Source organism: Pseudoduganella sp. R-34, from assembly GCF_049904655.1.
GTDB lineage: Bacteria > Pseudomonadota > Gammaproteobacteria > Burkholderiales > Burkholderiaceae_D > Rugamonas.
Map to the genome: position 1 here is coordinate 1,055,078 of NZ_CP184572.1, position 22,445 is coordinate 1,077,522.

General features: G+C 66.6%; 20 protein-coding genes. 9 read left to right on the plus strand and 11 right to left on the minus strand.

What is annotated here, in order from left to right; translation table 11 throughout:
- Positions 1-18 precede the first annotated feature (18 nt).
- Positions 19-717: a dienelactone hydrolase family protein gene (locus ACN9MW_RS04950; RefSeq protein WP_426168110.1), complete on the minus strand. Its 699-nt coding sequence runs from the start codon at positions 715-717 to the stop codon at positions 19-21.
- Positions 718-721: 4 nt separating this feature from the next.
- Positions 722-1,174, minus strand: a complete 453-nt coding sequence (locus tag ACN9MW_RS04955; RefSeq protein WP_426168112.1) for a host attachment protein — start codon at positions 1,172-1,174, stop codon at positions 722-724.
- 147 nt (positions 1,175-1,321) lie between these two features.
- On the opposite strand from ACN9MW_RS04955, the gene ACN9MW_RS04960 reads away from it, so the two are divergent.
- Positions 1,322-4,120 (plus strand): bifunctional diguanylate cyclase/phosphodiesterase, encoded by a 2,799-nt coding sequence (locus ACN9MW_RS04960; RefSeq protein WP_426168114.1) that lies wholly within the window; start codon positions 1,322-1,324, stop codon positions 4,118-4,120.
- Here the strand turns inward: ACN9MW_RS04960 and ACN9MW_RS04965 are convergent.
- Positions 4,101-5,720 carry a M28 family peptidase gene (locus tag ACN9MW_RS04965; protein ID WP_426168116.1) on the minus strand — a complete coding sequence of 540 codons (1,620 nt, stop codon included), beginning with the start codon at positions 5,718-5,720 and terminating at the stop codon, positions 4,101-4,103. The two genes, ACN9MW_RS04960 and ACN9MW_RS04965, sit on opposite strands and share 20 nt — an antisense overlap.
- A gap of 57 nt (positions 5,721-5,777) precedes the next feature.
- Here ACN9MW_RS04965 and ACN9MW_RS04970 point away from each other — a divergent pair, with 57 nt between their 5' ends.
- The 5 genes from ACN9MW_RS04970 (at position 5,778) to ACN9MW_RS04990 (ending at position 11,179) form a co-directional block, all read left to right on the plus strand.
- Positions 5,778-6,587, plus strand: a complete 810-nt coding sequence (locus ACN9MW_RS04970; protein ID WP_426168118.1) for an SDR family oxidoreductase — start codon at positions 5,778-5,780, stop codon at positions 6,585-6,587.
- Positions 6,588-6,753: 166 nt separating this feature from the next.
- Entirely contained in the window at positions 6,754-8,910 is a 2,157-nt protein-coding gene (locus tag ACN9MW_RS04975) for a DEAD/DEAH box helicase (RefSeq protein WP_426168120.1), read from the plus strand.
- 154 nt (positions 8,911-9,064) lie between these two features.
- The gene (locus ACN9MW_RS04980) at positions 9,065-9,982 is read left to right on the plus strand and encodes an alpha/beta hydrolase (RefSeq protein WP_426168123.1); all 918 of its coding nucleotides are present in this window, start codon (positions 9,065-9,067) and stop codon (positions 9,980-9,982) included.
- Positions 9,982-10,428: an AAA family ATPase gene (locus ACN9MW_RS04985; protein ID WP_426168125.1), complete on the plus strand. Its 447-nt coding sequence runs from the start codon at positions 9,982-9,984 to the stop codon at positions 10,426-10,428. The genes ACN9MW_RS04980 and ACN9MW_RS04985 overlap by 1 nt, the downstream gene beginning before the upstream one ends.
- Positions 10,418-11,179, plus strand: coding sequence for a tRNA(His) guanylyltransferase Thg1 family protein (locus tag ACN9MW_RS04990; RefSeq protein WP_426168127.1), 762 nt, complete (start codon positions 10,418-10,420; stop codon positions 11,177-11,179). Before ACN9MW_RS04985 ends, ACN9MW_RS04990 begins: the two co-directional genes overlap by 11 nt.
- A gap of 283 nt (positions 11,180-11,462) precedes the next feature.
- On the opposite strand, the gene ACN9MW_RS04995 is transcribed toward ACN9MW_RS04990, so the two are convergent.
- Entirely contained in the window at positions 11,463-11,783 is a 321-nt protein-coding gene (locus ACN9MW_RS04995; RefSeq protein ID WP_426168129.1) for a nucleotide pyrophosphohydrolase, read from the minus strand.
- Entirely contained in the window at positions 11,780-12,229 is a 450-nt protein-coding gene (locus ACN9MW_RS05000) for a GNAT family N-acetyltransferase (protein WP_426168131.1), read from the minus strand. Before ACN9MW_RS05000 ends, ACN9MW_RS04995 begins: the two co-directional genes overlap by 4 nt.
- A gap of 70 nt (positions 12,230-12,299) precedes the next feature.
- Between ACN9MW_RS05000 and pepN the strand changes: the two genes are divergently transcribed.
- Complete coding sequence (gene pepN, locus ACN9MW_RS05005) at positions 12,300-14,954, plus strand: aminopeptidase N (protein WP_426168134.1); 2,655 nt, start codon at positions 12,300-12,302, stop codon at positions 14,952-14,954.
- Here pepN and ACN9MW_RS05010 read toward each other — a convergent pair.
- A complete protein-coding gene (locus tag ACN9MW_RS05010) occupies positions 14,951-16,819 on the minus strand; it encodes a putative bifunctional diguanylate cyclase/phosphodiesterase (RefSeq protein WP_426168137.1) in 1,869 nt (622 codons plus the stop codon). The two genes, pepN and ACN9MW_RS05010, sit on opposite strands and share 4 nt — an antisense overlap.
- 148 nt (positions 16,820-16,967) lie before the next feature.
- On the opposite strand from ACN9MW_RS05010, the gene ACN9MW_RS05015 reads away from it, so the two are divergent.
- Positions 16,968-17,852, plus strand: a complete 885-nt coding sequence (locus tag ACN9MW_RS05015; protein ID WP_426168139.1) for a CsgG/HfaB family protein — start codon at positions 16,968-16,970, stop codon at positions 17,850-17,852.
- A gap of 97 nt (positions 17,853-17,949) precedes the next feature.
- Positions 17,950-18,597, plus strand: coding sequence for a response regulator (locus ACN9MW_RS05020; protein ID WP_426168142.1), 648 nt, complete (start codon positions 17,950-17,952; stop codon positions 18,595-18,597).
- Here ACN9MW_RS05020 and ACN9MW_RS05025 read toward each other — a convergent pair.
- Genes ACN9MW_RS05025 through ACN9MW_RS05045 form a run of 5 tightly spaced genes read right to left on the minus strand, consistent with a single transcriptional unit; the run spans position 18,571 to position 22,426 of the window.
- Positions 18,571-19,203, minus strand: coding sequence for a YoaK family protein (locus tag ACN9MW_RS05025; protein ID WP_426168144.1), 633 nt, complete (start codon positions 19,201-19,203; stop codon positions 18,571-18,573). The two genes, ACN9MW_RS05020 and ACN9MW_RS05025, sit on opposite strands and share 27 nt — an antisense overlap.
- Positions 19,182-19,607, minus strand: coding sequence for a DoxX family protein (locus ACN9MW_RS05030; RefSeq protein ID WP_426168147.1), 426 nt, complete (start codon positions 19,605-19,607; stop codon positions 19,182-19,184). The genes ACN9MW_RS05025 and ACN9MW_RS05030 overlap by 22 nt, the downstream gene beginning before the upstream one ends.
- Before the next feature lies 1 nt (position 19,608).
- Complete coding sequence (locus ACN9MW_RS05035) at positions 19,609-21,519, minus strand: amidohydrolase (protein ID WP_426168150.1); 1,911 nt, start codon at positions 21,517-21,519, stop codon at positions 19,609-19,611.
- Positions 21,516-21,773, minus strand: a complete 258-nt coding sequence (locus tag ACN9MW_RS05040; RefSeq protein ID WP_426168153.1) for a DUF1427 family protein — start codon at positions 21,771-21,773, stop codon at positions 21,516-21,518. Before ACN9MW_RS05040 ends, ACN9MW_RS05035 begins: the two co-directional genes overlap by 4 nt.
- The gene (locus tag ACN9MW_RS05045) at positions 21,770-22,426 is read right to left on the minus strand and encodes a hydrolase (protein WP_426168155.1); all 657 of its coding nucleotides are present in this window, start codon (positions 22,424-22,426) and stop codon (positions 21,770-21,772) included. Before ACN9MW_RS05045 ends, ACN9MW_RS05040 begins: the two co-directional genes overlap by 4 nt.
- Between the last annotated feature and the right edge of the window lie 19 nt (positions 22,427-22,445).

Genomic DNA, 22,445 nt, shown 5'->3' on the forward strand with positions numbered 1-22,445 from the left:
ATCTGTGCGGGAACGCACTTACTGGTTTTCACTTAAAAACAGCAGGGTGTGGCCATGCGCTTCGGCGGCGCTGGGCTGGTGGTAGCTGTTGCGGTGGTTGCAGTTGAAGCCGTGTTCGGCGTCCGGGTAGAGGTGGATTTCAACCTGTTCGCGCGCGCCGAAACGCTCGGCCACCTGGCGCACGGCCTCCAGCGGGATGTGGGCGTCGCGCCCGCCAAAGTGCAGCAGCAGCGGCGCGCGGATGTCGTCGGCGCGCTCCAGGCAATGCTGGATGCCGCCGCCGTAGTAGGCGACCGCATGCTCGGCGTGGCCATTGGCCAGGGCCAGGTAGGCCATGCGGCCGCCCCAGCAATAGCCCAGCGCGGCCAGCCGGCCTGCGGCGCCGGGCGTGGCGCGCAGTGCAGCCGCGGCAGCGCCGATGTCGGCCTGGGCCTGCGCCACGTCGGTGCGCTGCATGCACTGGGCGGCGCGGCCCCAGTCCGCCTCGTCATAGCCGAACTCCAGGCGCTTGCCCTGGCGCCAGAACAGGTCGGGCGCCAGCACTACATAGCCGTCGGCCGCATATTGCTCGGCCACCGCGCGGATGTGGGCGTTGACGCCGAAGATTTCCTGCAGCAAGAGCAGGGCGGGGCCGTGGCCGCTGCGCGGCAGGGCCAGGAAGGCGTCGAAGGCGCCGTCCGGGCCCTGCACCGTGACCCATTGCGTGCTGAGGTCCATGCCCTTAGCCGCCTTGCTGCGGCCGGGCCAGCGCCTGCAGGCAGGCATCGAGGTCCTGGCGCGCAAAGGCCGACACGTTCTTGGCCACTTCGGCCGTGACCAGCTTGCGGGTCTGCTTGTCCAGGCTGTCGCGCAGCAGGCCCAGGAAGCGCGGCGCGGCCACCAGGGCCAGGTGCTGGAAGCGGTCCTGGGCGGCGGCCGTATCGAGCCGGTGCCCGATTTCGCGCGCGAACTGGCGCACCTCGTGCTGCACCGGTTCTTCCACCCGCGGCGCGGTGTGGCCGCGCCCTTCGGGGCCGAAATACTGGCCGTGGCCGTCGGAAGCCAGCTGGCGGTTGTCGGCGCGTCCCAGCGGGTTGGCCAGGTCTTCGATCTCTTCGGCCGGCAACTGGCCGTCGCGCAATTGGAAGATGCGGGCGTGGCTGCTGTCAGCCACGACGATCCAGGTGTTTTCCATGGTCGCCTCCTCGTGGTGTGGGCAGCCCAGTATAGGCCGCTGCCGCAGCGCTTGGCGCGCGTGAGCCGGGCGGAAAATGTTTCCATATGGCATTAAATGGCCGACCGTGCGACAATGGTAAGCTGGCAAAGCGAAGGCAGGGACACGATGGACGATCCGATCAGCGCAGCATCACGGCAACCGTTCCGCACGCGCACGGCGGTGCTGGCGCTGCTGTGCGGCTTCGGCCTGACCGGCGTCCTGTTTGCCGGCGTCAGCCGGCTGGAAGCGCAGCGCGCGCAACTGGCTTTCGAGCAGCGCGTGCAGGCGCGCGCTTTCGTGCTGCGCGAGGGCATCGGCAGCGCCCTGGCCAGCCTGCATGCGGTCAACCAGCTGTTCGTGGCCCGCCCCGGCGCCAGCCGCGAGGAATTCCATCGTTTCGTCACGCCGCTGCTGGTGCGCCGGCCCTATGTGCTGGGCATCAGCTACCTGCGCTACATCGAGCACGCCGAACGGCCGGCCTTCGAGGCCGGTCTGCAGGCGCTGCAGCCCGGCGCCACGGTGCGCGAGCTGCGCGCCGGCGCAGCGCAGCCGGCCGCCGTGCGGCCGCGCTACCGGGTGATCGACTACATCGAACCGCTGGCCGGCAACGAGGCGGCGCTCGGCCTCGATACCCTGTTTCCCGGCCGCGACGACGGCGCGCGCCAGCGCGCCTATGCCAGCGGCGCCCCGGCGGCCGGGCCGCTGGTGCAACTGGCGCAGCGCGACGGCGCGCGCCAGCGCCTTGGCGTGGTGGTGGCGATGCCCTTGTACGCCGGCGCCGCGCCGGGCGGCACGGTGGTCGGCGAGACGGCCCTGACCTTGCAGCCGGGCGCAATGATCGAGAAGATCTTCGCCAGCGCCGGGCCAGACGCCGGCGCGCTCGACCTGCAGGTGTATGCCAGCGCCGAACCCGATCCGGTCGCCCTGGTGTACGACGCGGCGCCGGCCCCATCGCACGGCGGCCTGTCCCTGCCGGCCTGGCTGTACCCGGCCCGCACGGCGCCGCTGCAGCTGGCGCTCGACGTGGCGGGCTCGCGCTGGCTGATGGTGGCCACGCCCGGCGCGCGCATCCTGGCCAGCGAGCACCTGGCTTCGCTGTCCACGCTGGCGCTGGGCGTGCTGATTACCCTGATCGGCTCGGCCTTCATCGATTCGCTCAAGCGCCGCAAGCTGCTGATCCAGCAGCGCGTGGCCACGCGCACGGCGGAACTGAAGGCGGCCAACCAGGCCTTGCTGCTGCGCCAGCGCGCCATCGAGTCGAGCACCAATGCGGTGATGATCACGGCGGCCGAACCGCACAACCCGATCGTGTACGTGAACCCGGCGTATGAACGCATCACCGGCTACCGCGCGCAGGAAGCGCTGGGCCGCAGCCCGCGCGTGCTGTTTGGCGATGACCTCGACCAGCCCGGCATCGACGAGCTGCGGGCGGCGATCCGCGAGCAGCGCGACGGCCACGCGGTGCTGCGCTGCTACCGCAAGGACGGCACCCAGTACTGGAACGACGTGGTGCTGTCGCCGGTGCGCGACGAGCACGGCGTGGTGGTCAACTTCATCTCGATCCAGCACGACATCACCGCCATCAAGGCCTATGAGTCGGAGCTGGAACACCGCTCGACCCACGATGCGCTGACCGGCCTGCCCAACCGCGTGCTGCTGCAGGACCGGCTGGCGCAGACCATCCAGCACTCGGGGCGCAAGGGGCATGAACTGTGGCTGGTGTCGATCGACCTTGATCGCTTCAAGTTCACCAACAGCCGCCTGGGCCACAAGGGCGGCGACCGCCTGCTGCAGATCGTGGCGGCGCGGCTGCAGGCGGCCGTGCGGCCGGTCGACACGGTGGCGCGCCTGGGCGGGGACGAGTTTGCGCTGCTGCTGTTACCGGAACGGGGCGGCCTGGCGCCGCGCGCCGAACAGCTGCAGCGCGTGCTGGACAGCCTGGCGGCGCCGCTGGTGCTCGATGGCACCGAGCTGTTCCTGACCGCCAGCGCCGGCATCGCCGTGTTCCCGACCGACAGCAAGGAACCCGGCGTGCTGGCCGAGCGGGCCGACATCGCCATGTTCCGCGCCAAGGAAATGGGCGGCAACCAGTACCAGTTCTACACCGCGGCCCTGAACGAGCGCCTGGGCGAGCGGCTGCGCATCGAAAGCGCGCTGCGCACGGCGCTGGAGCGGCGCGAGTTCGAGCTGCATTACCAGCCCCAGGTCGACTGCGCCAGCGGCCGCATCATGGGCATGGAGGCGCTGATCCGCTGGCGCCATCCGGAAATGGGCATGGTGGCGCCCAACCGCTTCATCCCGCTGGCGGAGGAGACCGGCCAGATCCTGGCCGTCGGCCACTGGGTGCTGCGCACCGCCTGCCGCCAGCTGCGCGACTGGCAGCGCGACGGGCGCAAGCACTTGCGCATCGCCGTCAACGTCTCGGCGCGCCAGCTGGCAGAGCCGGACTTCGTGCAGGGCGTGGCGGAGGTGCTGGCCGATACCGGCCTGGCGCCGCACTGCCTGGAGCTGGAACTGACCGAGAGCGCCGTGATGAACGACGTGGCGCACGCGATGGCCGTCATGCACGCATTGAAGAAGCTGGGCGTGAAGCTGGCGATCGACGACTTCGGCACCGGCTATTCCTCGCTGGCGCACCTGAAGCGCTTCGAGATCGACGTGCTGAAGATCGACCAGACCTTCGTGCGCGACCTGACGGTCGATCCCGACGATGCCGCCATCGTCACCACCATCATCGCGCTGGCCCGCAACCTGGGGCTGGAAGTGATCTCGGAAGGGGTGGAGACGCAGGAACAGCTGGACTTCCTGCGCCGCCATGGCTGCCGCCATATGCAGGGCTACTTCTTCGGCCGGCCGCTGCCGGCCGAAGGCTTCCTCGCCCTGCTGCAGCAGGATGAAGCGGCGGCTAGCGCTTCACAAAGCTGAACGGGTCGCCTTTCTTCCAGGCCGGCATGGCCTTGCCGTTGGCGACTTCATAGCCCAGGTTCAGGGTGAACTGGGCTTGCTGCACCATGCCCGACAAATCCCAGCTGGCATGGTATTCGTCCTTGACGCTGTGGTAGTCGCGCTTGAAGGCGACGATGCTGGCGGCCGAGGCATCGTGCGCATGCTCGAACTCGAAGTGGCCGTCGCCGGAGAACACGGCGGAACCGACGTTAAAGGCCGGCACGCCCGCCTTGGCGAACTGGAAGTGGTCGGCGCGGAAGTAGGCGCCCGACAGGTCGGGGATCGGCGGCGCCAGTTTCAGGCCCATCTGCCTGGCCACCTTGGCCGCGCTGTCATGCAGCGAGCTGCGCTCGGCGCCGGCCACGCCGATGTCCCTGGTGCGGCCGGCAAAATTCATCGAATCGAGGTTCAGGTCGGCCAGCGTGCGCTTGAGCGGGAAGGCCGGGTTGGCGACGTAGGCCTGCGCGCCGTGCATGCCCACTTCCTCGGCGGCCGGCCACAGGAAGACTTGCGAGCGCTTGGCCGGTTTCTGCACCGCGGCGGCAGCCATCGCCAGCAGGGCGGCGGCGCCGGAACCGTTGTCGATGGCGCCGTTGTAGATGCGGTCCGTGCCGTCGGCCGGGCCGTCGGCCTTGCCCAGATGGTCCCAGTGCGCGGAATAGACCACCGCCTGATCCCTCAGTGTCGGGTCGCTGCCGGGCACGATGCCGACCACGTTGAACTGCTCGACCTGGCGCACACTGGAGCGGATTTCGCTGTGGGCGCTGATGTTCAGGACCACCGGGCGGAAGTCGCGGCGTTCGGCGGCGGCGCGCAGGGCGTCCAGCTCGAAGCCGGCAGCCCTGAACAGGGTGCGCGTGTAGTCTTCGGACAGCCAGCCTTCGACCAGGTTGCCGCCGCCGGGCGCATGGAAGCGTTCCAGCGAGAAGCTGGTGGAGGGAACGTTCCAGCCATAGGCGGCCGATGGCGTGGTGTGGATCAGCAGCGCGCCGGCGGCGCCGCGGCGCACCGCTTCTTCGTACTTGTACATCCAGCGGCCGTAATAGGTGTAGCCTTTGCCGGCAAAGCGGTTCGGTTCTTCGGCGGTGGGCTGCGGGTCGTTGACCATCATGACCAGGATCTTGCCCTTGACGTCGGCGTCCTTGTAGTCGTTCCAGTTTTCCTCCGGCGCGATGGCGCCGTAGCCGACGAACACCAGCGGCGCATCGAATATCACTTCGGCGCGGCCGCTGCCGGTGCCGATCAGGACGTCCTCGCCCAGGCGCGGCTTCAGGGTGCTGGCGCCGGCAGAGAATGTGATCGAACTGCCGGGCTGCAGGCGGGTGCCCTGGAACCTCACCGGCTGGCGATAGGAGCCGTCGGCCAGCGGCTGCAGGCCGATGGCCGCGGCCTGGGTCTCCAGGTAGCGCACTGCCAGGTCGCCGCCGCGCTGGCCGGTGCCGCGGCCCTCGAGCAGGTCGTCGGCGAGGAAGGAAAGGTGGGCGCGCAGCGGCGCTTCCTTGACGGTTGGCGCTTGCTGCGCTGCGGCAGAAGCGGCCGCCAGCAGCAGGCTGGCAGGGATCAGGTACTTGGTATGCATGGCGGGGATCTTACCCCATAATGGAGCGCATTCCCGGCGTCGAAACAAAGGAGATACATGGAAGTCATTATCATCACCGGCGCATCCGACGGCATCGGAGCAGAAATGGCGCGCCAGCTGGCGCGCACGCGCGGCAAGGATGTGGCACTGGTGCTGGCCGCGCGCAACGAGGCCGCCCTGCAGGCGGTGGCTGCCGACTGCGGCGGCGCCGGCGCGGCAACGCTGGTGGCGGCCACCGACGTGGCGCAGCAGGACCAGTGCCGCCACCTGGTAGCTGCCGCGGTGGAACGCTTCGGCCGCATCGACGCCCTGGTCAACAACGCCGGCCGCTCGGCCCACGCCCTGTTCGAGGACGTGACGGACCTGGGCTGGTATGAAGACCTGATGAAAGTGAACCTGTGGGGCGCCATCTGGTGCACCCACGCCGCGCTGCCATACCTGAAGGCGTCGCAGGGCAGGATCGTGGCCGTGTCGTCGCTGGCCGGGCTGGTTGGCGTGCCGGGGCGCACGGCCTACGGCGCCACCAAATTCGCCATGGCGGGCTTCTTCGAGGCACTGCGGGCGGAAATGAAGCAGCATGGCGTCAGCGTGACCACCGCCTATCCGGGCGTGGTGGATACCCAGATCCGTTATCGAGGTTATAACGCTGCCGGCGGGGAACTGGGCAGGAGCAGCCTGCGCGAGGACGATGCGATGCCGGTGGCTGAATGCGCGCAGCTGATTATCGATGGGATGGCGGGCCGCCGGCGCGAGGTGGTGATGACGGCCAAGGGCAAGCTGGGACGCTGGCTCAAGCTGCTGGCGCCGGGGCTGATCGAGAAAATGGCCCTGAATGCGCTGAAGGATGATGTGAAGCCGCACACCTGAAAACCGGCAAAGCGGTGTCTGACCCGCAGGGTCAGACACCTGGCCTGCGGCGGCCGCGTGTTGGTGTCTGACCCTGTGGGTCGGACACCGGGGTGCCGGTTTAAAAGGGTAAAATAGCGCTTTCCGTCGCATCAGGCGATACAACAATAACCTCACGAGTGCCGCCATGTCTGACACCCTGTTTACCGATTTGAACCTCAGCGCCCCCATTTTGAAGGCGCTGAAAGAAGTAGGCTACGAGACCCCGTCTCCGATCCAGGCCTCCACCATCCCGTACCTGCTGGAAAACCGCGACGTGCTGGGCACCGCGCAAACCGGCACCGGCAAGACCGCCGCTTTTGCGCTGCCGATCTTGTCGCGGATCGACATCAAGCAGGCCGCGCCGCAGGCGCTGGTGCTGGCGCCGACCCGCGAACTGGCGATCCAGGTAGCCGAAGCCTTCCAGCGCTACGCCACCCACATCCCGAAATTCCACGTGCTGCCGATCTACGGCGGCCAGTCCTACGGCCCGCAGTTGCAGGCGCTGCGCCGCGGCGTGCACGTGGTGGTCGGCACCCCTGGCCGCGTCATCGACCACCTGGAAAAGGGCTCGCTCGACCTGTCGCAGCTGAAAACCCTGGTGCTGGACGAAGCGGACGAGATGCTGCGCATGGGCTTCATCGAGGACGTCGAGCGCATCCTGCAGGAGACCCCTGAATCGCGCCAGACCGCGCTGTTCTCGGCCACCATGCCGGCCCAGGTCAAACGCATCGCCACCACCTACCTGAACGACCCGGCCGAAGTGATGGTGGCGGCCAAGACCACCACCAACACCAATATCCGCCAGCGCTACTGGCTGGTGTCCGGCATGCACAAGCTGGACGCGTTGACCCGCATCCTGGAAGCGGAGCCGTTCGACGGCATGATCATCTTCTCGCGCACCAAGATCGGCACCGAGGAACTGGCTGAGCGCCTGCAGGCGCGCGGCTTCTCGGCCGGCGCCATCAACGGCGACATGCAGCAGGCGGCGCGCGAGCGCATCATCGGCCAGCTCAAGGACGGCAAGATCGACATCCTGGTCGCCACCGACGTTGCCGCGCGCGGCCTGGACGTGGAGCGCATTTCGCACGTGGTCAACTACGACGTGCCGTACGACCCGGAAAGCTACACCCACCGCATCGGCCGCACCGGCCGCGCGGGCCGCAGCGGCGAGGCGATCCTGTTCATCACGCCGCGCGAGCGCAACCTGTTGAAACTGATCGAGCGCACGACGCGCCAGCCGGTCACGCCGATGACGTTGCCGACGCTGCAGGCGGTCAACGACGTCCGCATCAGCAAGTTCAAGGACCAGATCACCGACACCCTGGCGCAGGAAGGCCTGTCCTTCTTCGAAAACCTGGTGCGCGAATATGAGGCAGAACACAATATCCCGGCGGTGGAGGTGGCAGCCGCGCTGGCAATGATGGCCTGCGGTGGCAAGCCGTTGCTGCTGGACAAGTCGCGCGAAAAAGGCTGGCATGAAGACGGCGCGCCACGCCAGGAAGGCCAGGGCCAGGGCCGCGAGCCGCGTGAACCGCGTGAGCCACGTGAGCCGCGTCCGAAGAAGGAGCGCATCGAGCGCGAGCCGGAGCAGGGCATGGCGACCTACCGCGTGGAAGTGGGCTACCAGCACGGCGTCAAGCCGGGCAACATCGTCGGCGCCATCGCCAACGAAGGCGGCATCGATTCCAAGTTCATCGGCCGCATTGAAATCTACGACGACTACTCGCTGCTGGACATGCCGGCCGACCTGCTGCCGGGCGACATCGATGCGATTGCCGCGCTGCGCGTTGCAGGCCAGGCATTGCGCATTCACCGCGACGGCGAAACGCCGCCACCGGCGCCAGCCGCCAAGGCGCCACGCGCAGCCAAGCCTGAGCGCGCCGAGCGCCCGGAACGCGCCGCGCCACCGCTGTCCGAACGCGCCGATGACGACGAGCCGATGTTCGAGGAAGCACCCAAGCGCAAGAAGAAGGACAAGGCCGCGGCAGGCGAGGGTGCGCCAATGCCAATGCGCGCCTACCGCGTGGAAGTCGGTTCGGGGGATGGCGTCAATGCCGGCAATCTGGTTGGCGCCATCGCCAATGAGAGCGGCCTCGAGTCGCGCTTCATCGGTCGCATCGAAATCCTCGAAGACCATGCCTTCGTCGAGATGCCGGACGGCATGCCGGACGACATCTTCAAGCACCTGCGCAAAGTCTGGGTCGGCGGCAAGCAGCTGAAAATGTCGCTGGCCGACGCCATGCCGCCGATGTCAGGCAAGCACACCCCGCCGAAAAAGCCGGTAGCCAAGCCGAAGCGCTGATCCACGTCGAAACGACCGGGCCTGGCGAGTCGCCTGGCCCCCTTCTCTGGAGCCCCTGAACCGCGCCGACAATAGCGGCGTCAACCAGGCTTGTTGCCGAATTGGCCATCCACAAGCTATGCTGCTGGCTGTTCCGGACTTCACCGAGATAGCCATGCACAAACTGATCCGCCATTCCCTGTGCGCCGCCGTGGGTGCCGCCGCTGTCGGTGCGTCCGCTGCGCCGGCCGACGCCGTGGTCACCAAGCCCATGGACTTGCAGGATTACCTCGCGCTGAAGGGGCCCGCGCCGGACAAGCGAGTTATGTACGGCCCCTCGCCAAGCCAGTACGTTGAGCTGTTCAAGCCGGCAGGCCCCGGCCCGCACCCCGTCGTCGTACTGATCCACGGTGGCTGCTGGACTGTGCACTTCGGCGGCATCGAGCAGATGCGCAATATGGCGGGCGCGCTGACCCGGCAAGGCATCGCGGTCTGGAACGTGGAATACCGCCGCTACGATGAAGACGGCGGCGGCTATCCCGGCATGTACCAGGACGTGGCCACCGCTGTGGACTTGCTGAAGCACGAAGCCAAGTCCAGTGCCCTGGACCTGAGCCGCATCGTCGCAGTCGGCCATTCCGCCGGCGGCCACCTTGCACAGTGGGCGGTCTCACGCCACAAGCTGCCCGAGTGGAGCCCTGCCTGGGCGCCGCAGCCGCTGAAGATCAACACCGTCATCAGCCTCGGCGGCCTGGCCGACCTGCGCAACGAAGCCGCCCTGATCCGGCGCACCTGCGATCGCGAGACCGCTCAGATTGCCGGCCTGCCGAGCGCTTCGCGCCCCGACGTTTTCGCCGACACCTCGCCGGCTGAAATGCTTCCGGCCGGAGTGAACACGATCCTGATCCACGGCGAGCATGACGATATTTCGCCGGCCGTTACTGGAGAAAACTACGCCCGTCGCGCCAAGGCTGCGGGCGACTCAGCGGAGGTGCTGGTTCTGCCAGGCGGCAGCCACTACGACGAAGTCTCGGCCGACTCGAAAGCCTGGGGAATCGTCAATGCACAGATCCGCAAGGCGCTGGGATTCTGATGGAAGCGATCATGTTTGTCGGCATCCAGGCCTCCGGCAAATCGACCTTTTATAAAGAGCACTTCTTCAATTCCCACGTCCGCATCAGTAACGATTTGCTGAAAACGAAGAACAGGGAAAAACTGATGTTCGCGCTTTGCTTCGATACTGGAATGCCGCTGGTGATCGATAACACGAATGTCAGCAGGGAAGTGCGGGCGCGCTATATCGCGATGCTGAAGGAGCACGGCTATTGCATCAGGTGTTATTACTTCAAGAGCGACCTTGACCGGTCGCTTGAATGGAACGGCCAGCGACAAGGGGCCGAATGCATACCGCAGGTCGGCATCTTCAGCACTCACAAGCGGCTGGAAATCCCGGCGCGCGAGGAAGGCATTGATGAACTGTTCTACGTCGACTGGATTGACGGAGAACGTGTTGTAAAGGAATGGATTAGTGAAGTTTGATGAACTCGACGAATCAATGCGGGTGTATGAAACCGCGCATGACCAGTGCGTCCTGCCGGGCATCTATATGGTCGCGAGGATCGACGGCCGCAGTTTTACGCGCCTGACCAAGGAGCTTGCCGGCTTTGAGGCCCCGTTCGATGTCCGCTTCCGCGACTTGATGATCGAAACCACCAGGCATTTGATGAACTGCGGTTTCAAGGTCATCTACGGTTACACCGAGAGCGACGAAATCTCCCTGCTGTTCGACCCGGACATCAATGTCTTCGGCCGCAAGACCCGGAAATACAACTCTATCCTCGCCGGTGAAGCGTCCGCCAAATTCAGCCTGATGCTGGGGCAGTTGGGCGCCTTCGATTGCCGGATTTCGGAACTGCCCACCAAGCGCCTGGTGGTCGACTACTTCCGCTGGCGTAACGAAGATGCGCACCGCAACGCATTGAACGCCCACTGCTATTGGATGCTGCGCAAGGAAGGCGTGGAGCCGAACAGCGCCGCCGCAACGATTGCCGGCAAATCGCTCGCGGACAAAAACGAGCTGCTGTTTAGCCGCGGGATCAATTTCAACGAACTGCCGAACTGGCAGAAGCGCGGCGTAGGCCTGTATTGGGGCGTCGAAGAGAAAGCGGGTTTCAACCCGAAGGACAATGTGCCGGTCGTGTCGCACCGCCGCGCAATTGTGACGGACCTTGAACTCCCGATGCGCGACGAGTACAGCGCCTTCGTCGCAAACCTGATTGAAGGCGCTTGATCCGCCAGCCTGGCATCTTTCGAACTCAGGCGGAACTTCCCCGACCCCTCGGTTCTAAGCCATTGCGAACAATCGGACGACTCTGAGGGGCTCCTCTCAATTCCGAGGCCGGTCAACTTTGTTCGCAAAGCAGCTCATTGCTGCTTATCCCTGCTCATTCCTTGCTCATCGTAGCTCTTTTGATGCTCGTTTTTGCTCTGAGTGCCGTCGAGTCATCTTGAGCACGATTAAGCAGCACTGGCGCAATCAATGCGCGAGTAGCCGCTGTAGTCGCTGTGGCCGGTCAAGCTTTCGGCGTTGGGTACTTAATGGCATTGAGCTGGATTTTTTCCAGCGCCGCCGCGTGCAGGTCGACATCGAGCTTGTCGGCGATATGCACCAGGTAAAGCAGCACATCGGCCAGTTCATGGCGGATCGCCTCATGCTGGCCGTCGGCCAGTTCGCCGGCGCGGCCGGTGGGCAGCCACTGGAAATGCTCGGCTAGTTCGGCCACTTCCACCGACAGCGCCATCGCCAGGTTCTTCGGCGTGTGGTACTGCTCCCAGTCGCGCGCAGCGGCAAAGGCACGGGTGCGCTCGCGCAGGTCCTGCAACGAGTCGCTCACGCCGTTTTCTCCATGAACACGCTCAAGGGGTCGTCGCGGTAATCGCCATACGGTCCGCGCACGCGGTAGCCCAGTCGCTCATACAACCCGATCGCTTCCGGCTGCGAAGGTCCGGTCTCCAGCATGAACTGGCGGCAGCCGCGCGCCAGCGCTTCCGTTTCCAGCATCCCGAGCAGGCGCTGCGCCACGCCCTGGCCGCGCGCGGACGGATGCACGAACATGCGCTTCACTTCCCCGTACTCCGGCGTCACGACGATGGCGCCGCAGCCCACCGCAGCGCCGTCGAGATTGCGCGCCACGGCAAACAGCACATTCGGCTGCAGCAGCGAATTCATGTCGAGCGCATACACGCTTTCCGGTGGATACAGCGACAGCTGGTAAGCATCCAGCAGGTCGATCAGGGCCACGACTTCGGGCTGGTTGGGGGTCTCGAGTTTGATGTCCATCGCCCAATGGTATCATCCCTGCGCCACCTGACCGGGGCCGGTCCGGGGCGAGACATGTCTAAGGATAACCATGAAATCGCTAGTTCCTCATGCCATTACACTGGCAGTCAGTGCACTTGTCGCCACCAGCGGCATCGCGGCCGACAATAGCGCCATTACCCCGCGCGCTGAAAACCCTTACCTGAGCCAGGTCGATGCTGCCGCCCGCTCGGCGCGCGTGTCCAATGTCGCTTATGTCCTCGACTTCACGCTGACCGGCCAGGAAAGCTTCAGCAACACCACCACCGTCGCTTTCGACCTCAAAGACAACGCGCAGCCGCTGACGCTGGACCTGGACAAGGCCACCATCAAGCGCCTGCTGGTCAACGGCAAGCAGGTCGCCGCGACGCAGTACAACAACTGGTTCATCACGCTGGCCGCCGCCGACCTGAAGGCAGGCCGCAACAGCGTTACCGTGGAATTCGAGCGCAAGCACAGCACCAATGGCGAAGGCCTGCACCGCATGGTCGATCCGGTCGATGGCCGCGTCTACACCTACTCGCACTTCGAACCGGCCGCCGCGCACCAGATGTTCGCGCTGTTCGACCAGCCGGACCTGAAGGCCACCTACCAGGTCAACGTCACCGCGCCTGCCGACTGGACCGTGGTGTCCACCACGCGTGAATCCAAAGTGGAAGACGTAGCCAACGGCAAGCGCTGGACCTTCCCTGTCTCAAAGATCCTCAGCCCTTACAACTTCTCCATGCACGCCGGTCCGTACAAGGTGTGGGAAGACGCTACCAGCGCCAAGTACCCGATGCGCCTGTTCGCGCGCCAGTCGGTGGCCGACCAGGTCGACCCGGCGCCGTGGTTCGAATACACGAAACAAGGCCTGGCCTGGTTTGACGACTACTTCGGCATTCCTTACCAGTACGGCAAGTATGACCAGCTGCTGGTGCCGGACTTCCTGTATGGGGCGATGGAAAACGCCGGCGCGGTCACCTTCGCCGAACACTCCTTCCTGCACAAGGACAAGATGACCAGCGCCGAGAAGCACGACCTGGCCAGCGTCATCATGCACGAAATGGCGCACCAGTGGTTCGGCGACCTGGTCACCATGCAGTGGTGGAACGGCCTGTGGCTGAACGAGAGCTTCGCTTCCTTCATGGGCACCCTGGCTACCGCCGAAGCCACCGAATACAAGGACTCCGCCTGGCAGTATTTCTATTCGCAGGGCAAGTCGGACGCCTACGTGCAGGACCAGCGCGTCACCACCCACCCGATCGAAACCCCGGTGCCGTCGACCGCCAACGCCTTCGACAACATCGACGCCATCACCTACTCGAAAGGCGCTTCGACCCTGAAGCAGTTGCGCCACCTGCTGGGCGAAGAGACCTTCCGCAAGGGCGTGCATAACTACCTGGTCAAGTACCAGTTCAGTAACGCCAGACTGGATGACTTCATCGGCAGCCTGGCCGAAGCGGCCGGCCGCGACCTGGGCCAGTGGACCCAGGACTGGCTGTACCAGCCGGGCGTGAACACCATCACCGCCAACTACAGCTGCAAGGCCGGCAAGATCGACGCCTTCAGCCTGCAGCAAACGGCCGTGGCGCAATTCCCGACCCTGCGTGAACAGCGCGTGCAACTGGCCCTGATGCAGAAGCAGGGCAAGCAGCTGGATATTGCCAAGGTGCTGCCGGTGACCTACAAGGGCGCCAAGACGGACGTGCCGGAGCTGAAGGGCGCGGCTTGCCCGGACCTGGTCTACCCGAACTACCAGGACTGGGGCTTTGTGAAAGCCAAGCTCGATACCCGCTCCTTTGCCACCGCGCGCCAGGACGTGAGCAAGGTGGAAGACAAGCTGCTGCGCACCATGCTGTGGCACAGCATGTGGGACAACGTGCGCGACGGCGCGCTGCCGCTCAACGAATTCCTCGACACGGTGCTGGTCAACGCGCCGCAGGAAAAGGACTACGTGCTGCTGGGCGACGTGCTGGGCAAGATGGCCCAGTCGATCCGCTACCTGCGCACCATGTCGGCCGACGGCGCCTACACGCGCACCGTGGTAGGGCGCCTGGAAAAGATGGCGTGGCTGCAGGCCAAGGCCAGCAAGGGCGACTTCCAGCGCCGCTGGTTCGGCGCCTACCTTGGCACTGCCGGCAGCAAGGATTCGCTGGAGCGCATCGCCGCCATGCTGGACGGCCGCGAAAAGCTGGCCGGCCTGACCCTGAGCCAGGACCTGCGCTGGGACATGATCGCTGTCCTGAACCGCAAGGATTATCCGGGCGCCGAGGCGCGCATCGCCGCCGAGCAGGCCAAGGACAAATCCGACAGCGGCGAGCTGGCTGCCGTGGCAGCCCAGGCCGCACGCCCGGATGCCAAGGTGAAGCAGGAATGGCTGGCCAGGATCGGCGACACGCAGACCAAGCTGCCGTTCTCGCGCATCCGCACCGCGATGCATGCGCTGTATCCTTCCTCGCAGGTGGCGCTCAATGAGCAGAGCGCTGCGGCGCGCCTGGCCCAGTTGCCCGTGCTGGACAAGTCGGCCGGCCCGGTCTTCATGCGCGACTATGCAGGTGCCATGATCCCGGCCACCTGCACGGCGCAAAGCGTGCAGCGCCTGTCCGATACCGCAGCTGCCAACCCCGGCCTGAGCGCCGGCACCCGCCGCTCGCTGCTGGTGGCGCACCAGGAAGACCAGCGCTGCGTGGCGATCCGCAAGGCCCTGACGGTGAAGCTCAACTAGACGGCAGCCCCGGTGGAGAGCGCGGCCTGCGCAGCCAGCAGGTCGAGCAGCGCCGGCAGCGGCGCCGGACGGCCCAGCAGGTAGCCTTGCAGTGCATGGCAGCCGTTGGCCGCCAGGAAGTCGGCCTGGGCCTGCGTCTCCACCCCTTCCGCCACTACCCGCAAGCCCATCTGGCCGGCCATGGCCAGGATGGTCTGCACGATCACCACGTCGCTGGCGTCGTCCGGCATGTCCATGATGAAGCTGCGGTCGATCTTCAGCTCATACAGCGGCATGCGCTTCAGGTAGGCCAGGCTGGAATAGCCGGTGCCGAAATCGTCGATGGAAAAGCGCACCCCGAGCTCGGCCAGCTCGTTCATGCGCGCCACGATTTCATCCATTTTCTCCACCAGCAGGCCTTCCGTCACCTCCAGGATCAATAGCGCCGGTTCCATGCCGTGCTCCTGCAAGATCGTGCGCACCTGCTGCACGAAGTCGGCCTGGCGGAACTGCTGCGGGCTGACGTTGACCGACAGCGGCAAGGACAGGCCCAGCACCGACATGCGCTGCTGCGCCAGGCAGGCCTGCTTCAAGGCCCATAGCCCGAGAGGCACGATCAGGCCCGCTTCTTCCGCCAGTGGGATGAAGATGGCCGGCGACACCATGCCGCCCTCGTCGCGCTCCCAGCGCATCAGCAATTCGGCGCCGTGCAGCCGCCCCTGGCAATCGAACTGCGGCTGGAACACCACGTGCAGGCGGTCCTGCTCGATGGCCTGGCCCAGCTCGCGCTCCAGCGTCAGGCGCCGCTCGACTTCGGCCTGCATGGCCGCTTCGAAGAAGGCAATGCCGTTGCGGCCGGCGCCCTTGGCGCGGTACATCGCGGTATCGGCCTCGCGCAGCAGGTCGTCGGCCTGCTGGCCGTACCGTGGCAGCAGCGTGACGCCGATGCTGGCCGAGCAGCCGTAGCCCTGGCCGGCAATCTCGAACTCCTGCGCCAGCGCGGCGCGGATCTTTTCCGCTACCGCTTGCGCCGCATTGCCGGCCGCGGCCAGGTCGGGCGCCAGGTGCGCCAGCAGCACCACGAATTCGTCGCCGCCGATGCGCGCCACGGTGTCGCTCTTGCGCACCGCTTCCGACAGGCGCTGCGCGGCCAGCCGCAGCAAATGGTCGCCGGTGGCATGGCCGCGCGCATCGTTGATGGTCTTGAAGCGGTCGAGGTCGACAAACATCACGGCGCTGAACGCCTGCTGGCGCTCGGAACTGGCCAACAGCCCGGCCAGGCGGTCCAGCAACAGGCGCCGGTTCGGCAGCCCGGTCAGCGGGTCGTAGAACGCCAGTTGCTCGCCTTCGGCCAGCGAGCGCGCCAGGTGGCGCAGCAGCACGCCGCAGCTCAGGGTGAGGATGCCGGCAATGAACAGGTAATTGAGCGCCACGATCGAAGCGCGCAAGGCGGCGTCGTCGGACAGGCCGACGGCTGCCGGATCGGGCGGCGGCGCAAAGCCGGTCAGCACGATGGCGACGGCGCCGGCCAGCAGCAGCCAGATGGCCGGCTTCAGGCCCACCAGCAGCGCGGCCAGGCAGGGCACCGCCAGGAGGTAGGTGTGCGCCACGGGACCGACCTGCAGCATCAGCGCCACGCCGACCGCGAAGGTAATCAGCAGGAACTGCATGGCGCGCACCGGGTAGGACACTACTTCCTGCAGCCGCCACAGGGCAGTCAGCCAGGACAGCGCAACCGCGTCGACCACCACCACGCCCCACAGCCCTTCGCGCAGCGATTGCACGATGCTTGGAATGGCCGTGGCCAGGCCCAGTACCAGCACAATCTGGACCAGGCGGGCAAAGATTTTTTCGCGCCAGTGGGTGATCTGGTCGGGGGCAGCCATGGGCTAGCTTCCTTGCTCTTCGGAACCTTGATGGTACGCCCAATGGCGGCTTGTGTCACGGCAGCCTCAGCGTGACTATTTGATAGTTTTTCTGGCATGCCTTTCTTATAAAATCGGCCGTTTCATCCAAAAATTAGGGGATCTACGTATGAAGACCAAACTGTTCGCGGCCGTGGCGGCCCTGGCGCTGGCCGGTTGTGCCGGCACCCAACCAACCCTCGGCGGCGGCAGTACCGTGGCCACCGGCAGCGCCGGCGGCGCCACCGCCGCCAATGCCAACACCCAGCTGGAAAAATGCGACCGGCCGCTGGGCACCCTGTCGGTGGTGGAAGACCGCAGCATGCCGTGGTTCCAGCAACTGAGCCAGTACAAGCTGGGCTCCACCACGCCGGTGCTGCGCATGATGATCCAGCAGTCGAACTGCTTCGTGGTGGTGGAGCGCGGCGCCGCCATGGACCACATGATGGGCGAGCGCGCGCTGGAAAAATCCGGCGAGATGCGCGCCAACAGCAACTACGGCAAGGGCCAGATCGCCGCTGCCGACTACACCATGAGCCCGACCATCACCTTCAGCCAGAAAGGCACTTCGGGCGTGGGCGGCGCACTGGGCGGCTTTGGCCTGATCGGCAGCGTGGCCGGCATGGTGGCCGGCAATATGAAGACCAATGAAGCGTCGACCATGCTGCTGATGATCGACAACCGTTCCGGCGTGCAGCTGGCGGCAGCCGAGGGCAGCGCCAAGAACACCGACTTCGGCGCGTTCGGCGCCCTGTTCGGTGGCGGCGCCGCGGCCGGCGCCAGCGGCTACACCAACACCCCGGAAGGCAAGATCCTGGTGGCGGCCTTCATGGATTCGTACAACAACGTGGTGCGCGCGGTGCGCAACTACAAGCAGCAGGAAGTCGCCGGCGGCCTGGGCACCGGCGGCGCGCTGGGCGTGCAGGGCGGCACCACCACCGCTTCGCAACAGCCGGTGGCCGCGCAGTCGCAGGTGCAGGCGCCTGCTGCCAAAGCCAAGGCCAAGAAGAAGTAATTCCACCCGTTTGCCGGGCGTACAGCACGCCCGGCAAATTGCCAGTCCCGCCATCCGTTGTTATAGTTCCCCTTGCAGTCTTGCGCGGAGCTATACCTTGAACACCCAGACCATTCCAGACACCGCCGCGCCAATCCGGGTGCTGCTGGTGGACGACCATCCCATGCTGCGCGCCGGCCTGGCCGATGCGATTGCCGGCCAGCCCGACATGCAGGTGGCGGCCGAAGCCGGCGATGGCCGCGAAGCCGTTGCCGCCTGGGCCTCCGTGCGCCCCGACCTGGCAATCATGGACCTCGCCATGCCCGGCATGTGCGGCCTTGAGGCGCTGCAGGCCATCCGCGCCCAGTTCCCGGCGGCGCGCATCGTGATGCTGACCACCTTCGGCGGCGACGCCCAGGTGCGGCGCGCGCTGGAGGCCGGCGCCAGCGGCTTCCTGCTCAAGAGCAGCTTGCGCAAGGAGCTGGTGGGCATGATCCGTGCCGTGCACGGCGGCCAGCGCTACATCTCGCCGGAAATCGCGCAGCAGCTGGCCAGCCACCTGGGCGCCGCCCTGCTCAGCGAGCGCGAGGCCGAGGTGCTGCAATGCGCGGCAGCCGGCAACGCCAACAAGCGCATCGCCAGCCAGCTGGCGATTTCGGAAGAAACCGTGAAGGCGCACATGCGCAGCATCCTGGCCAAGCTCGGCGCCAACGACCGCACGCACGCGGTCACCATTGCCTTAAAGCGCGGCATTATCGGGCTTTGATGGCTGCTGCCCGGCCAGCGCCGCCATTGCCAGCAGCAGCGCCACGGCCGGCAGCAGGCCGATGCCCATGCCCCAGCGCGATGCCAGCGCGCCCGCCACGCAGCCCGCCGCAAAGGCCAGCACGCCGCCGCCCAGCGCCGCCAGCGCGGGCCGTTCAGCGCCGCCCACGCGGTCCAGGCAGTCGATCACCAGTTGTGTGACATTGCCGGTCATGACCGTGCTGGCCGGCAGTTTCGCCAGCAGCAGCTTGCCGTAGCCGTTCTGCGCTCCCATGGCGGCAGCGCACAGCAGGCCGGCAGCCATGTCCCAGCGCGCGCTGGCCGCTGCCGCCAGCATCAGCGCCGCCTGCAGCAGGTGGGCCGGCCGCAGCGCCTCCCTGCCGCCGCCCTGGCAGCGCCGCACCAGGGCCCGCACTGCCACCACGCCGCCGACGAAAGCAGGGAAGGCGAGCAGCTTGAGCAGCACGTCATTACCCGGCGACACCACCTCCCGTCCGAGCAGGACGAAGTTGCCCGTCACGTGGGCCGTGAACAGGCCATGCAAGGCCACGAAGCCAAGGGTGTCGACGTAGCCGGCCAGGAAACTCAGGGTCGTTCCGCGTGCCATCTGCCCTCCTTGCGTGTCAGGTCGTGCCAGGCCACCAGCAGGAAGCCGCCAGCCAGGCCGAGGTGCTCGTAAAAGCTGTTGGCCGCCATGAAGCGCTCCATGCCCGCCATTTCCCAATAACGGTTGGCGATGAAGCTGGCCGCCACCGTGAACAGGGCCAGCCAGGCGGCGCCCAGCCAGCGCAGGCGGCCGCTCAGGATCATCGCCGCCGACCCCAGTTCGCCGGCGATGACCAGGATTGCCAGCGGCGCTGCCGGCTGCAGCCCGAAGTGCTGCATTTCGCCGACCGCGCTGCCGAAGTCGAGCAGCTTGTTCAAGCCGCCCTGCAGGTATGCTGCGCACAGCAGGAGCAGGGCCAGCCAGTGCAGGGCGCGGATGCCCGCGCCGGGCCTGTGCGGCGCCATGTCACACCGCCCAGCAGGAGCAGCCCAGCGCGCCCCAGAACGACTTCAGGTCCGCAATCGGCAGGGAGCGGGTCCAGGCCGTCGCGTGCTGGTGGCCGTGCATGCCGCATTGGCTGGAGCAGCCGCAGGCCGCCGCCGCAGCCATGGCGGCAGTCCTGGCGTGGCCTGCTGCGCCACCCTGCGCGCCGCGCGCCACGGCGCCCGGCATGGCGCCCCAGGCGCCGTAGCCGCCGTACTGGCGCACCGGCGACCAGTCCGGCATGGCGGTCGGGGTCGGCGGATCGTACTGGCCGAACGGGCCGGCGCCGTACACCACCTTGCCGCCAACCACGGTGAGCAGGGACGTGGTGCCGGCAATCTCGTCCTCCGGACAGCGCAGGAAGTCGCGGTCAGGCACCATCAGGTCGGCCAGCTGGCCGACGGCGATGCGCCCCTTCTTGCCTTCCTCGTTGGAGAACCAGGTCACGTTCTCGGTCCACATGCGCAGCGCCGCTTCGCGGTCCAGGAGGTTGCGCTGCGGGTAGAGCCGCATGCCGCCCACCGTGCGCCCGGTGGTCAGCCAGGACAGCGAGACCCACGGGTTGTACGAGGCCACGCGCGTGGCGTCCGTGCCGGCCGACACCTTGACGCCGGATTCCAGCAGGTATTTCACCGGCGGCGTCGCTTCCGCCGCTGCCGCACCGTAGCGCTCGACGAAATACTCGCCCTGGTAGGCCATGCGGTGCTGCACCGCCACCCCGCCGCCCAGCGCCGCGATGCGGTCGATCGATTGCGGCGAAATGGTTTCCGCGTGGTCGAAGAACCAGTGCAGGCCGTCGAGCGGCATGTCGCGGTTCACTTTTTCGAACACGTCCAGCGCGCGCGAAATGGTTTCGTCATAGGTCGCATGCATGCGCCACGGCCAGCGGTTCTGCACCAGGATGCGGATCACGCCTTCCAGGTCGTCTTCCATATTGGCCGGCATGTCCGGCCGCGGCTGGCGGAAGTCTTCGAAGTCGGCGGCCGAGAAGGTCAGCATCTCGCCCGCGCCATTGTGGCGGAAGTAATCGTCGCCCTGCTGGTACTTGCTGCTGGCTGCCCAGTGCAGGAAATCGTCCTTCTCCTGTTTCGGTTTTTGCGTGAACAGGTTGTAGGCCAGGCGGATGGTCAGTTCGCCCGCATCGGCCAGTTGCTGGATCACCTGGTAGTCCTCGGGGTAGTTCTGGTTGCCGCCGCCCGCGTCCAGCGCGCCGGTCACGCCGAGGCGATTCAGCTCGCGCATGAAGTGGCGGGTCGAGTTGAGCTGGTATTCCGGCGGCAATTTGGGGCCCTTGGCCAGCGTGGCGTACAGGATGGAGGCGTTCGGCTTGGCCAGCAGCAGCCCGGTGGGGTTGCCGGCGCTGTCGCGCAGGATCTGGCCGCCCGGCGGCTCCGGCGTGTTGCGGTCGTAGCCTACAGCGCGCAGCGCGGCGCCGTTCAGCAGGGCGCGGTCGTACAGGTGCAGGATGAATACCGGCGTGTCAGGCGCCACGGCATTCAGTTCCTCGATGGTCGGCAGGCGCTTTTCCACGAACTGGTGTTCGGTGAAGCCGCCCACCACGCGCACCCATTGCGGCGCCGGGGTGATGGCCACCTGGGCGCGCAGCATGGCCATGGCGTCGGCCAGCGAGCGCACGCCGTCCCAGCGCAACTCCATATTGAAGTTCAGGCCGCCGCGGATCAGGTGCAGGTGGTTGTCGATCAGGCCGGGCAGCACGCGCCGGCCCTGCAGGTCGATCACGCGCGTTTGCGCTCCGGCCAGCGGCAGGATCTCGCGCGCCTCGCCCACACGGGAAAAACGGCCGCCGGTGACGGCAACCGCATCGGCCTCGGGCTGGCCCTTGTCCAGCGTCGTGAAGCGGCCGTTGTGGAGTATCAGCTCCGGAGCAGTCATTGCTTCTCCTCGTTCTTTGCAGCGCAAGGCAGTTCGCCGAAACAGTGCGGCTTAACGTGTTCTTGCAGCCATGATAACTGCTGTTCCTTCGGCGCCAGCCACTGGCGGACCAGCGGCGGCACCTGTTCTCCCAGCAGTATGCCGAGCAGCCCCACCAGCGCCACCACGGGCGGCGCCGGCGAGCGCACGTTCAGCACGCCGTACAGGATGCCGGCCAGCAGGCCGGCACCCAGCGAGAGAAGATAAATCTTCACTGGCCTTCCTTGGCGTGGAACATGGTCTGGGCGTAGATGATGCCCAGGCCGTAGGCGCCGCCGAATTTCTTGGCGATGCCGGTGGTCAGTTCATAGGTGTCGGTGCGGGCCCAGTCGCGCTGCAGTTCCAGCAGGTATTGCAGCGAGGTCATTGGGCGGGCGCCGGCCTGCACCATGCGGTCCATGGCGCGCTCGTGCGCTTCGGTGGACACGTCGCCGCAGGCGTCGGCGATCACGTACACCTCGAAGCCCTGGTCCAGCGCGGACAGTGCCGGGCCGACGATGCAGACGCCGGTCCACAGGCCGGCCAGCACGATGCGCTTCTTGCCGATGGCGTTGACGCGGCGGATCACGTTCTCGTCTTCCCAGGTGTTCATGGAAGTGCGGTCGGTGATTTCCGCGCCCGGGAAGGCGTCCTTGATCTCGTCGAAGACCGGGCCGGAGAAGCTCTTCTCGGCCACGGTGGTGACGATGGTCGACACGTCGAATCCGGCGGCGGCGTGCGCCACCAGGGCGGCGTTGTTGCGCAGCTGGACGGCGTCGATCGAGTGGGTGGCGAACGCCATCTGCGACTGGTGGTCGATCATGATCAGGGTGTGGTCGCGCGGCGTCAGCAGCAGGGAACCCGGGGTGGCTTTGGCGTTAATGGTCATGTTGTTTCCTTTTAAGTGA

Excerpts from the sequence above, each read along its gene's own strand:
- ACN9MW_RS04950 (WP_426168110.1), bottom strand. The coding sequence starts at position 717 with ATGGACCTCAGCACGCAATGGGTCACGGTGCAGGGCCCGGACGGCGCC.
- ACN9MW_RS04955 (WP_426168112.1), bottom strand. The coding sequence starts at position 1,174 with ATGGAAAACACCTGGATCGTCGTGGCTGACAGCAGCCACGCCCGCATC.
- ACN9MW_RS04960 (WP_426168114.1), top strand. The coding sequence starts at position 1,322 with ATGGACGATCCGATCAGCGCAGCATCACGGCAACCGTTCCGCACGCGC.
- ACN9MW_RS04965 (WP_426168116.1), bottom strand. The coding sequence starts at position 5,720 with ATGCATACCAAGTACCTGATCCCTGCCAGCCTGCTGCTGGCGGCCGCT.
- ACN9MW_RS04970 (WP_426168118.1), top strand. The coding sequence starts at position 5,778 with ATGGAAGTCATTATCATCACCGGCGCATCCGACGGCATCGGAGCAGAA.
- ACN9MW_RS04975 (WP_426168120.1), top strand. The coding sequence starts at position 6,754 with ATGTCTGACACCCTGTTTACCGATTTGAACCTCAGCGCCCCCATTTTG.
- ACN9MW_RS04980 (WP_426168123.1), top strand. The coding sequence starts at position 9,065 with ATGCACAAACTGATCCGCCATTCCCTGTGCGCCGCCGTGGGTGCCGCC.
- ACN9MW_RS04985 (WP_426168125.1), top strand. The coding sequence starts at position 9,982 with ATGGAAGCGATCATGTTTGTCGGCATCCAGGCCTCCGGCAAATCGACC.
- ACN9MW_RS05000 (WP_426168131.1), bottom strand. The coding sequence starts at position 12,229 with ATGGACATCAAACTCGAGACCCCCAACCAGCCCGAAGTCGTGGCCCTG.
- pepN (WP_426168134.1), top strand. The coding sequence starts at position 12,300 with ATGAAATCGCTAGTTCCTCATGCCATTACACTGGCAGTCAGTGCACTT.
- ACN9MW_RS05010 (WP_426168137.1), bottom strand. The coding sequence starts at position 16,819 with ATGGCTGCCCCCGACCAGATCACCCACTGGCGCGAAAAAATCTTTGCC.
- ACN9MW_RS05015 (WP_426168139.1), top strand. The coding sequence starts at position 16,968 with ATGAAGACCAAACTGTTCGCGGCCGTGGCGGCCCTGGCGCTGGCCGGT.
- ACN9MW_RS05025 (WP_426168144.1), bottom strand. The coding sequence starts at position 19,203 with ATGGCACGCGGAACGACCCTGAGTTTCCTGGCCGGCTACGTCGACACC.
- ACN9MW_RS05030 (WP_426168147.1), bottom strand. The coding sequence starts at position 19,607 with ATGGCGCCGCACAGGCCCGGCGCGGGCATCCGCGCCCTGCACTGGCTG.
- ACN9MW_RS05035 (WP_426168150.1), bottom strand. The coding sequence starts at position 21,519 with ATGACTGCTCCGGAGCTGATACTCCACAACGGCCGCTTCACGACGCTG.
- ACN9MW_RS05045 (WP_426168155.1), bottom strand. The coding sequence starts at position 22,426 with ATGACCATTAACGCCAAAGCCACCCCGGGTTCCCTGCTGCTGACGCCG.